Annotated in this window: 10 protein-coding genes; 5 read left to right on the forward strand and 5 right to left on the reverse strand. The window is 49.2% G+C overall.

Going from position 1 to position 11,849, the window contains the following annotated elements; all coding sequences use genetic code 11:
- Window positions 1-131 precede the first annotated feature (131 nt).
- Window positions 132-206 carry a putative holin-like toxin gene (locus L696_RS32675; RefSeq protein ID WP_425339310.1) on the reverse strand — a complete coding sequence of 25 codons (75 nt, stop codon included), beginning with the start codon at window positions 204-206 and terminating at the stop codon, window positions 132-134.
- Between the two features lie 62 nt (window positions 207-268).
- Window positions 269-658 carry a VOC family protein gene (locus tag L696_RS0109855; protein ID WP_025683496.1) on the reverse strand — a complete coding sequence of 130 codons (390 nt, stop codon included), beginning with the start codon at window positions 656-658 and terminating at the stop codon, window positions 269-271.
- A 335-nt stretch (window positions 659-993) separates the two neighbouring features.
- Here L696_RS0109855 and L696_RS0109860 point away from each other — a divergent pair, with 335 nt between their 5' ends.
- Window positions 994-1,440: a transporter gene (locus tag L696_RS0109860; protein ID WP_025683497.1), complete on the forward strand. Its 447-nt coding sequence runs from the start codon at window positions 994-996 to the stop codon at window positions 1,438-1,440.
- 80 nt (window positions 1,441-1,520) lie between these two features.
- On the opposite strand, the gene L696_RS0109865 is transcribed toward L696_RS0109860, so the two are convergent.
- Entirely contained in the window at window positions 1,521-3,578 is a 2,058-nt protein-coding gene (locus L696_RS0109865; RefSeq protein WP_025683498.1) for a transglycosylase domain-containing protein, read from the reverse strand.
- A 264-nt stretch (window positions 3,579-3,842) separates the two neighbouring features.
- Between L696_RS0109865 and speE the strand changes: the two genes are divergently transcribed.
- Together speE and L696_RS0109875 are read left to right on the forward strand one after the other, a co-directional pair.
- A complete protein-coding gene (speE, locus tag L696_RS0109870; protein WP_025683499.1) occupies window positions 3,843-4,670 on the forward strand; it encodes a polyamine aminopropyltransferase in 828 nt (275 codons plus the stop codon).
- Between the two features lie 273 nt (window positions 4,671-4,943).
- Window positions 4,944-6,236, forward strand: a complete 1,293-nt coding sequence (locus tag L696_RS0109875) for an MFS transporter (protein WP_025683500.1) — start codon at window positions 4,944-4,946, stop codon at window positions 6,234-6,236.
- A 463-nt stretch (window positions 6,237-6,699) separates the two neighbouring features.
- On the opposite strand, the gene L696_RS0109880 is transcribed toward L696_RS0109875, so the two are convergent.
- Together L696_RS0109880 and L696_RS0109885 are read right to left on the reverse strand one after the other, a co-directional pair.
- Window positions 6,700-8,439: an ABC transporter ATP-binding protein gene (locus L696_RS0109880; RefSeq protein ID WP_025683501.1), complete on the reverse strand. Its 1,740-nt coding sequence runs from the start codon at window positions 8,437-8,439 to the stop codon at window positions 6,700-6,702.
- Window positions 8,436-10,181 (reverse strand): ABC transporter ATP-binding protein, encoded by a 1,746-nt coding sequence (locus L696_RS0109885; RefSeq protein ID WP_025683502.1) that lies wholly within the window; start codon window positions 10,179-10,181, stop codon window positions 8,436-8,438. Before L696_RS0109885 ends, L696_RS0109880 begins: the two co-directional genes overlap by 4 nt.
- 150 nt (window positions 10,182-10,331) lie before the next feature.
- Between L696_RS0109885 and L696_RS0109890 the strand changes: the two genes are divergently transcribed.
- Window positions 10,332-11,222, forward strand: a complete 891-nt coding sequence (locus L696_RS0109890) for a LysR family transcriptional regulator (protein ID WP_025683503.1) — start codon at window positions 10,332-10,334, stop codon at window positions 11,220-11,222.
- 92 nt (window positions 11,223-11,314) lie between these two features.
- Entirely contained in the window at window positions 11,315-11,749 is a 435-nt protein-coding gene (locus tag L696_RS0109895; protein WP_081750711.1) for a YwiB family protein, read from the forward strand.
- The last annotated feature ends 100 nt before the right edge of the window (window positions 11,750-11,849 follow it).

Genomic DNA, 11,849 nt, shown 5'->3' on the forward strand with positions numbered 1-11,849 from the left:
AAAACGAGCTATACTGAGGTGAGAATAGTAAAGGAGCCGTGCAGGAACACGACTCCAGTGCACAAACAACTGCTTAAAGAGCAGTCGGCAGTAGGGTCAAACAATAGACCGTTACCTTTGTGTGGAGCGGTCTATTTCTTTTTCATGTAGGTAAGCAATGCCGGAATGAACATACCAAACATGATCATCAAGGTAAAGGTCAGCATGTGATAATGAATACACTTTAATAATAAATAACCCGGCTGAGATTAGAGTTATCTTGGTCGGGTTATTTTGCCAAATTCAACTGCCATGAAACTCCGTACTTATCTTGAACCCAGCCAAATAGTTGGCTTACGGGCGAGGCTTCCAGTGGCATTAGAACTTGTCCCTCCTGAGATAGCTGGTCAAACACGCGGTGAATTTCTTCTTCCGAATCACAGGTGACGAACAGCGATAGGGCCGGAGTAAAAGGGTGCTTGTCCTGATGGTTTTGGTCAATAGCCATGAAGGTTTGACCCTTTAGGGAGAATACGGCATGTAACACGCTTCCATCCTCCTGATAGAATACGCTAACGATGTTGGACGGCTCAAAAACGGAGGTATAAAATTGCATGGCTTCTTCTGCTTGACCGGAGAACATGAAAAATGTTGTAATTTTTGGACTGGAATCTTGCATTGAGGTCAACTCCTTGGACGGGATATTAGATGTTAACATCTTCTCTCTTTTTTAAAGGAAATATTCAGCGATATAGGAAGTGCTCCATTCACTTCGGATATGAATATCCACTACTGGATCAGTATAACGAGTTGAGAAAACGATTTGAGATTAAAATGTGGCATGAAATTGAGCTGGAGCATGTTCGGACAGGGAGTTAATCGGGTCAGGATGTAAGAATTATGGATGTAAAGGGACGAAATAGAAAAATGCAGTGGCGGTATGGGTATTCGCCTAGTCCACGGGCTGATGTCTCGCATAGGATACATCAGCCTAAAACACAAGGAGTGAACCGCATGTCTTTAATGCCACAGGGTCCTTTTGGACCGCAAACGGGGTTTCCGGGTACATCCATGCCGCCAGGCCCAGGCCCTTCGAGTCCACAATTTCCTGGTACACCACAGGGGCCTTTTGGCCCGTCAACAGGGCAAGGGTCGTTTTCGCCGCCGCCGGGGACTTTCGGTCCGCAAGGAGGACCACAAGGCGTTCAGGCGCCCACTGCCCCACCACCGCAATTTACACCACCGAAGCCGCTGGTCTCCGCCTATGCTATTGATCCCGGAGCCATTTCCGGCTGTTTGTTCCGCAACACGTTTATATGGCTGACGAGCGGAGAGCGCTTCTGGCTATATCCGGTCTTTGTAGGCAGAACATCAGTGGCGGGATTCCGGTGGAACGGCCGTTTTTGGACATATTTTGGGATAGACACCAACCGCATTGAGTCGTTTAGCTGCTATTGGTAAGCATAATTTGGCGGTTGATATAAAAAAAAGCAAAAAGACTGAGGGAGCGCTGATAGCGTGCCTTCAGTCTTTTTTTGTGGTTAATCCATCCACCATCGTTTGAAATTGCCCCACCATGACTTCTTCTCTGCCTGCTGCTCGGCCTGGTCATTCTGCGTTGCTTCCGGCGGATTGTTCTGCCCCGACAGTGTTTCCTTCGGCTCTGTTCCGCTTACGAACACTTCCAGCCGCTTGTCGGGACTGTCCGGTGCAGCCAGCTTGCCACTGGCCGGATCAATGTAGGCGCTGACGACGCCGTCAGGAATGGGAAAGATTTTGGGCGGCACATTCTCCAGCGCTTTCTCCGTATATTGCGCGAAAATCGGTGCCGCCCGCCGGGCATCCTGCGTGCTGATGGCCTTACCCTTGTCGTAGCCGACCCAGACGGCGGTGGACAGCTCGGGTGTGAAGCCGACCATCCACGCATCGGTGTTGGTCGTGCCGCTCTTGCCGGCAACCGGGCGCTTGATCAGCTTCGCGACCCGGTTGCCGGTGCCGCCTTCCTCGAACACGCCTTCCATGAGGCGTGTGAGAACGTAGGCGGAGGCGGGCTTCACCACCTGCTCGGGCGCGGCCTGCGGCGCTTCATAGAGCGACCGCCCGGCCGCATCGGTGATGCGCAGCACCGCCACCGGAGCGACCTTTTGCCCGCCGCTGCCGATGACCGAGAAGGCCGAGGCCATCTCGAACGGGCTGACGGGCGATACGCCCAGCGCCAGTGACGGCACGGGCTTCAGCTCGCTCGTGATGCCCATTTTGCGGGCGAGATCCATGACCTTATCCGTCCCCACCTTCAAAATGGTGCTTACGGCATAAATATTATCGGACGCCGCAATCGCGCGTCGCAGATCAATTTCGCCCAAATATTTATCTCCAAAATTTTTGGGCTTATAGGTTTTGCGGTTGTTGTCGTAGTGAAACAACGTCGGTCGGCTTTCGAACTTGGACGTACTCGTCAATTCGCCGGAATCGAGTGCGCTCAGATACATAATCGGCTTAAAGGACGATCCGGGCTGCCGGGTCGTGGCGAGCGCATGGTTGTACTGGTTGGCGACATAGTTGGCTCCACCGACCATCGCCTTGACGTGCCCGCTGCGCGGGTCGATGGAGATCAGCGCGGTCTCCAGACCGTTGCTGCTCTTCATGCCTTCGCTTACTGCGGCCTCGGCTGCCTGCTGCATGTGCATGTCCAGCGTGGTATAAATGCTCAGGCCGCCGTGCTCCAGCACGCCCTCACTAATTCCAAGCTGATGAATCACGAGCTGGCGAACGTAGTCGCGGAACCAGGGCGCGGCTTCAACTGTCCGGCGCTGGCTCTCGGGCCGCAGGGCAAGGATTTCCCCATAGGCCTTGGTGGCTTCGGCCTGAGTGATCTTGCCTGTGAGCGCCATGGAATCGAGTACAACCTTTTGCCGATCCTTCGCGTTTTTCATATGATTATACGGCGAATAGTAGGTCGGTCCTTTCGGAATACCTGCCAGCAGGGCGCTTTCGGCCAGATCCAGATCCTTGGCGGATTTGCCAAAATACATCTGGGAAGCCGCTTCAATACCGTAGGCACCGTGGCCATAGTAAATTTCATTCAAATACATTTGAAGCAGCTCGTCCTTGGTGTACTTCATTTCTAACTGTGCCGTGTAGATGGCTTCCTTGGCCTTGCGTGTCCAGGTTTTTTCATGGGACAGATACAGATTACGTGCAAGCTGCTGTGTCAGCGTGCTGGCCCCTTGCGACATGTCCCAACGGGTCACATTGACGAGCACCGCCCGGCCCAGACCTTTGAAATCAAACCCGAAATGATCATAAAACTTCCGGTCTTCTACAGCCAGCGTAGCCGCAATCAGATCGGGTGAAATATGATCCAGTTGGACAGGGATAGACTCCTTGCCTCCGGCAGAGAAGGTGGCAATGACTTTCCCCTGGCTGTCGAGCAGCCGTGAATTCCGATCCGTATCCGCGAGCGGAAGACTGGTCGTATATAAATAGGCGAGCAGAATGCAGGCGGCGATGACCGTCAGAATGGTGAGTGACATCAGTCCCTGAAACCATCGAACCCAGAGCGGTTTGCGCTTGGGTGATTGCTTAGTTGTACCGGCCATCATGCCACCTCCTTCCTTGGTTGATGTTCTCAGTATTGTCAATCCGAAAGCGTCTATTCATCAGATGCGCGTACGTGTACATTTTATACCAGATCCAATCTGAAAAAGATTTTTGCAGGCTATCGGGTTATTGCTTATAATGCAAAAAAGTGTGAAAGTGCAGTGTGTTTGGTTACAATAAATATAGCAAACTCGGCGTTTATGTGTTACAGATATCGTGTTTATTGTCGGATACATACTTTGATGAGAAAGAAGGTTGAAATGATGGACTTGTGGTTTACGGAGAAGCAAACTCCCTCTTACGGCATTACGGCAAAAATCAAACAAACCTACGTCTCCGAGAAAACGGATTTTCAGGATCTGGCAATGATGGAGACCGAGGAATTCGGCAATATGCTCGTACTGGACGGTATGGTAATGACAACCGTGAAGGATGAGTTCGTTTATCATGAAATGGTAGCGCATCCCGCTCTGAACACACACCCAAATCCGAAGAAGGTTTTGGTGGTGGGCGGTGGCGATGGCGGCGTTATTCGTGAGGTCATCAAGCACCCTGAGGTCGAAAAGGCGGTGCTGGTTGAGATCGACGGTAAAGTGATCGAATATTCCAAACAATATTTGCCCGAAATTGCCGGAAAGCTGGACGAGCCTAATGTGGAAGTGCTGATCAATGATGGCTATATGCATATTCTGGAGCACAAAAATGAATACGACGTCATTATGGTCGATTCCACGGAACCCGTTGGCCCGGCAGCACCGCTGTTCGAACGCGGTTTTTACCAAGGTATCTTTGAAGCGTTGAAGGAAGATGGCATTTTTGTGGCGCAAACGGATAACCCTTGGTTCAAAGCCGACCTGATTCAGAAGGTCAACAAGGATGTGAAGGAAATTTTCCCGATTGTACGTGTGTACGGGGCGAATATTCCGACCTATCCGAGCGGTCTGTGGACATTCACATTGGGCAGCAAAAGGTATGATCCGCTCGAAGTCGATGAGGCACATATTCCCGAAATGGACACACGATATTACAGTCCGCGTCTGCACAAGGCAGCGTTCGTGCTGCCTAAATTTGTGGAGGATTTGACGAAGTAGCCCTTGTTAGTAAGCGTCTTGGCATTCTTTGTAGCCTGTTTTCAGGTGAAAAAGAGTGCTACAGGCGCTTTTTTTGATATTTAATAAAAGGCGCAAATGAGAATAGACCATACTGGACACCGTATTTCCTTTTAAGATAAAAGAAGGGAATTTAAGGGTGTGTGTAGAAATATACAAAAAGCCAAACATTAGACAGAATTGAAATATCATCTAGAGGAGGTTTGGTTATGTAAACACACAAATCGGCTATGTACGAAAGAGGGGGAAACTTTTTTGATCAGACGTTCTTTTTATTATCTGTGGGGTTCGCAGACGATCTCCAACGTAGCAGATATCATCTACATGTTGAGTGTAGTGGTACTGGTGTTCAGCTCAAGTAATTCTTTAATGACGACCATTTTAATTCCGTTGTTCCGCTTGTCTGCGCAGGTGCTTAGTGGACTGGTGGCTCCCGTGGTTCTCAGTCGTTTCCGGCTAACGAGGGTGTTGCTGTTTTCCCAATTTGGGCAGTTTATCATTTTTACATTACTCCTGCTTTACCTGTGGATCACACCTGAGCAGAGGTCGTTTCTGTTCATTTTTGTGATGGTGTTCGGCATGTCATTTTTGGATGGCTGGACCAACCCGTCACGTAATGCGCTTGTACCCCGATTGGCAACTGGCGAGGGGCTGATGCGTGCGAACGGCATGGTGGCGGTCAGTGATCAAGTGGTTAAATGTGCAGGCTGGGCGTTGAGTGGGATTATTGTGGCCTGGCTCGGTTCCCTGAATACGCTTGTGATCGCATCCTGTTGTTATTTAGTGGCTGTAACGGTTACGTCCTTCATTCGTGATCCGCTGGATCAAAAGGAATTAAGCCCCGAATCCTCAGAATCCTCGAACAATTCAACAGAAACAGCAAATTCAAAAGAAAAAGGCTCTCACTGGAAGGAGCTTGGTGAAGGATGGAAAATCATTTGGCATAACCGCCGCATCCGGTCTCTAATGATCGTGGATAGTGTGGATACCATTGGAGGAACCTCGTGGCTGGGTGTATTTATTCTGGCGTATGTTACTCAGGTGCTGCATCAGGATGCAAGCTGGTGGGGCTTTATGAATGCTTCCTTTTTCTCCGGTACAATTCTGGGCGGGCTGCTTGTCGTCGGCTTGGTTAAGCGGCTGCAAAAGAACAGCTTTCTGTACATGCTCGGAGCATTGCTTGTGTATGTGCTGATTACGATAGTGTTTGCACTCAATACGATCCCGGTCGCTGCGCTTGTTCTTTTTGCTGTATCCGGCTTACCGGTTCAAATGGCTGGCATTATTCGCCGCACCTTGCTGCAAACGAGTGCCCCGGCCGCTCAGCTTCCCAAAGTGATGGCGGGTATCGATGTGCTTACGAATCTCGCTTTCGGCCTGTCTTTACTGTTCCTGGGCTGGTATGCAGACCGCTTTGGTATGGTGCAGGTGTACCTGCTGGCTGCGGCCATGACGACCATTGCTGTCCTGATCGGCTGGTTCTATCGCCGGGATTTTCAGGAAAGTGAGCAAGTGGACCATCCAACCGCTACGGGCGCAGGGGTTTGAAGCTAAGGCATTCGTGGGACGGGTCAACTGGTATTGATGGACTACATAATAGTTTCACTACTTTCTAACTTAGAGTAAAAAATAAGCCAAGCCTGTCATATCCAAGGCTTGGCTTATGTGTTATATAATTTAAATTAAATTCACACATTATCATATACATATTCTTTTTGTAGATATCTTTCTCAGAAAGGGTTGTTCATTTTTCACCGGACTTTTTTGCTATATATTTACTTATCGGAAAAGTAGAGGTAAGCGGTTTAATAGTTTGCTTTATAAACACAGGCTTATTAGCACTAGGATATCTCGCTGTGTATTCAAATAAAGAAAGTGCGTAAATGAAACTGCATTTCTAACACCGACTCGATTCCGAAGTTGTTAACGAAGTACCTTCTGCTTTAGCATACATCACAACCCAAAAAGCCGATTGCATAAGAGCAATCGGCTTATCCCCTCACCTGATATGCTAGGCCGTAGTGAACTGGCTGTTATAGAGCGAGGCATAATGGCCTCCGCTTGCAAGCAGCCCCTCATGGGTTCCACTTTCCACTACATCGCCGTTTTTCATGTATAAAATCAGATCCGCTTCGCGGATGGTTGATAGTCGGTGGGCGATCACGAAGCTGGTGCGTCCGGCAATCATTTTCATAAATGCCTTCTGAATACGCGCTTCTGTCAAGGTGTCAATGCTGCTGGTCGCTTCATCCAGTATCAGCATAGGTGGATCGACGAGAATCACCCTCGCGATGGTGAGCAGCTGCTTTTGGCCTTGTGACAGGCTGTCGCCTGATCCGCTGATGATTGTATCATAGCCATGAGGCAGGCGCTTGATGAAGCTATGCGCATTGGCAGCCGTTGCAGCCGCGATCACTTCTTCTTCCGTCGCTTCCGGCTTTCCGTAAGCGATATTGTCCCGAATCGTACCGCTGAACAGCCATGTATCCTGAAGCACCATGCCAAAGTTCGTCCGCAGACTGTCTCGGCTCATGTCGTGGATGTTCACCCCGTCGATGGATATCGAGCCGCTATCTACATCATAGAATCGCATGAGCAGGTTGACGAGTGTGGTTTTACCAGCTCCGGTCTGCCCGACAATCGCAATACGGGTGCCCGGCTTAACCTCCAAACTAAAGTTCGTAATGAGCGTACGTTCCGGGGTATAGGAGAATTTGACATGATCAAAAAGAATCGTGCCTTTGCTGCGTACCAGCTGTACGGCGTTCGATTTTTCTGGCTGCTCAGGCGGCGAGTCCAAAATAGCAAATATACGCTGAGCGGAAGCCGTAGCCGACTGGAATTGGGTCAGCACACCCGTAATTTCATTAAAAGGCTTGGTAAACAAATTCGTATAGATCAGAAAACTTGATAATCCCCCTACCGAAATCACACCCAGAATGATGGAGATACAGCCGATCATCGCCGTGACCGAGAAGGTCATGTTGTTCACCAATCGGGTAGAGGGATTGGACAATGATCCGTAAAACTGTGATTTTACCCCGGCTTGATACAATTGTTCGTTCTTGGCGGCAAATTCCTCAAACGAGCGGTTTTCATAGTGAAAGGCTGTGACCACCCGCTGTCCGCCGATCATTTCCTCTACATAACCGTTCAGACTTCCTAAAATTTGGGCCTGTTCGCGGAACATGCGCTGGGATCGTGTGGTAATGAACCGTGCCACACCATACGTGACCGGGGCTGACACCAGCACGACCAGCGTCATCATTGGACTGATGTACAGCATGAGCACAATCGAGCCTATAATCGTAATAATCCCGGTAATCAAGGTAGAAAAGCCTTGCAGCAATCCATCCGACACAGCATCCATATCGTTCACAAAACGGCTGATGCTGTCACCTTGCGGGTGATTGTCGTGGAAGCTTAACGGGAGGATATTAAAATGATCAAATAACTCCTGCCGCATATCATTGACCGTCTGATAAGCAATACGGTTCGTCAAATAGGTGAGCAGCCAGCTAAACAAGCTGCCTACGGCATACACCATGCCTAATCCGGCAAGAATGTGCGCAATCCCTCTAAAATCCACCGCACCCTTATCCACCATGTGGTCGATGGCCTGACCGATCATGTAGGGGCCGATCAGACTGGCAAGTACGCTGAGAATCGCGCTGATGATGACCCAAAACAATGTTTTTTTATATTGACCTACATAGGTTAACAATCTTCTCCAGGTTTCCTTGGCGCTCATTGGTCTACCTCCTGCGTTGAGAGCTGGGAACGATTAATTTCCTGATATACATCTGAGCTACCCATCAACTGTTCGTGTGTGCCGACACCGACAATCCGTCCTTCATCAAACACAATAATTTTATCAGCATGCTGTACGCTGCTCACCCGTTGCGAGACAAGCAGGACGGTCATGCTGCTGCTGTTTTCCCGTAACGATGTACGCAAGGCGGCATCGGTTGCAAAATCAAGTGCGCTTGAGGAATCATCCAAAATGAGGATTTCCGGATTCCCTACAATAGCCCTGGCAATGGTGAGACGTTGCTTTTGACCTCCCGACAGATTAAGGCCCCCTCGGGCAATAGGAGCATCGTATTTTTCGGGCAGATTGGAAATGAACTCATCCGCTTGTGCAATCGCTGCGGCCCGGGCAACTTCCTCATCGGTAGCGTGTTCATGACCCCAGCGAATATTATCCGCTATGGTGCCAGTGAACAGCAGCGCCTTCTGTGGAACAATCCCGATTTTCTGCCGCAATGGTTCAAGCTTATATTGGCGAACGTCGATGCCATCGATCTGCACATGTCCCTCCACCGCATCATAGAACCGGGGAATGAGATTCACAAATGTTGATTTCCCCGAACCCGTCCCTCCAATGATGCCGACCGTTTCACCAGGGTAGATGTTTACGGTAACATCGTTAAGCGCCAATTGCCCCGTTTTATTGTATCCGAAGGAGACGTGGTCAAAAGCGATAGCCGGTACGGTGTCCTGCTCATCTGAACCAGCCCGGCCTGTAGCCGTAGTCACATCGGCAATCGAAGCTTGTGTATCCAGAACCTCCTGAATCCGTGCTGCCGAGGTTGCGGCCTTGGTGAACAGAATGATTAAATTGGTTACCACGATCAGAGCCAGCAAAATCTGCGTGATATAATTAATAAAAGCAATAATCTCCCCTTGCGTAAGAGAACCATATTGAATATGAATGCCGCCGACCCACAGGATCGCAATAATGGCTCCGTTAACCACTAACAAGGTGGCCGGGCTGAGCAAAGCGGAAATACGCCCGACACGAATGGCGGTTTGGGTCAGGTCATCCGAGGCAGTGTTGAACTTGACTCGTTCGGCTCCTCTTTTGGCAAAGGCCCGTATGACCCTTACCCCTGTAAGATTTTCGCTTAGCACAAGAGCGATATTGTCCAGCTTTTTCTGATACAGGCGGTACAGCGGTGAAGCCTTCGTAATGACCAGATACAGGATCAAAGCCAGAATCGGAGTAGCTGCCAACAGTACCAAAGCAAGGCGGAAGTCCAAGATCATCGACATGATAATAGCCCCGATACAAATAAAAGGAGCGCGAATGACCAGACGAATCAGCATCGCTACAGCCGTCTGGAGCTGATTGACATCATTCGTAATTCGGTTGATGAGCGAGGGCGTACCAAACTTATCGAGATCAGCATAAGAGAACGATGAAATGTGCTTAAACATCGTATTGCGCAGCGTGGTTCCGAATCCTTGAGAGGCCCGGGCTGCGTAAAACTGACACACTAATGAACTGCCAAAGCCCAGTATAGTCATGAGCAGCATCAAAAGACCCATTTGCCAAACATAATGGGTGTCTCCTTTGCCAACGCCATGATTAATCATCAGAGCTACCATGGTGGGCAGCAGTAATTCCAAAATCGCCTCAACCAGTTTAAACAGAGGGCCAAGAATACTTTCCTTTTTATAGGGTTTCAAAAAAACAGCAAATTTCAGCAAATAAACCATCACCTAACCTGAATAATGTATAAAGCCCGTTGCCCCAACCTGATAACTGATTATGATTATGGCATATCCCAAACCATATGAATAATATTTAATATATATTAGAGGTATAGGTTTTACATATATCAGTACCGGAGGTTCATGATGGAATTGAGACATCTCAAGTATTTTCTGGCTATTGCAGAGGCCGGACAAATCACAGCGGCAGCCAAAAAGCTGCAAATCGCACAGCCTCCCCTCAGTCAGCAGCTCATGCAGTTAGAGGAAGAGTTGGGTATAAAGCTCGTGCATCGAGGCTCGCGAAGCATTCATCTGACGGAGGCGGGGATCATTTTGCAGAACAGGGCCAAGCAGATTTTGGAGCTGACCGATGCCACGACGAGGGAAATAAACGATTTTGCCATGGGGATGAAGGGAACGCTCACGATTGGAACCGTCTCTTCTTCCGGCGCAGCCCTGATGAAAGACAGGCTTTCCGAATTTCACAAAACCTATGCGGGCGTAAAATTTGAAATTCATGAGGGAAATACGTTCATGGTCCTCGATCTGCTGAACAAGGGCATTGTAGAGGTTGGTATCGTCAGAACGCCGTTTAACACCACCGGTCTGGGGTGCAGATATGCGGCCTCCGAGCCGATGGTCGCGGTGATGACAGAAGAGCATGACTGGAACCCCGAACAGAAGACGATTCCGCTGTCTGATTTGAAAGATAGACCCCTTATCGTATACCGCCGCTTTGAGCAACTGATCCACAATACCTGCATAAAGCATGGCTTTGAGCCGAATTTCTTTTGCAAAAACGATGATGCTCGCACTACGCTTCATTGGGCTAATGAAGGATTGGGGATCGGCATGATTTCACGGTCAGCGCTGTCTCTGGGCAGTAATAACCAGTTAATCGTGAAGGAAATTATGTGTGAAGAATTGCATACTCGTGTGGCGGCTGTCTGGCTCAAGGATAGATACATGTCTTCTCTGGCTTCCCGATTTATCGAAAGCTTTAGCCAGATATCCGATGAAGTCACTCCACGGTAGCTAAATTTTTTGGATGAAAGCATCTTTTTGTAAAATCTCATTTGAATTGCAATCGGGAACTGGATATAGTAGTACAGTAGGATAGCGATAGAATGGAGTTTGAACACATGCCACACAATGCAAAGGTCCAAATCCGTCTTCATAGTCATCATGACGGAGAAGATGTGGTACAGGAGCTTCCCGGAGAAGCGATCATGCGTGGGAAGCATCTATATATAAGGTACGATGAACCCCAAGAGGGACCTGAGGGCGGAACGACACGGAACACGGTCAAAATCGGACCGGATGAGCTTAAGCTGATTCGCCACGGTGAGGTGCAGTCGGAGCAGTCATTTGCGCTGGGACGAAGATTGCCGGGATTTTACCGATCGCCTTATTTAAGCCTGAACATGTCTGCGCATACGCAGAAGCTCGATATTCGAATGGACGGATTTACCGGACAGGTGAGCTGGACTTATGATCTGTACGTATTTGAGGATTTCTCGGGGCATTTTGCCATCAGTTTGCATATACAGGAGGAGCAATAATCATGACAAGCAATCCACTGGAACTCATTAATCAAAAGGTGACCTCAGCTATCGAGGCAGCGGTACTGGCTGCCGGAATCGTGAGCCGCGAAGAGCTGCC

It is taken from the genome of Paenibacillus maysiensis (genome assembly GCF_000520815.1).
In the GTDB taxonomy this organism is placed as follows: domain Bacteria; phylum Bacillota; class Bacilli; order Paenibacillales; family Paenibacillaceae; genus Paenibacillus; species Paenibacillus maysiensis.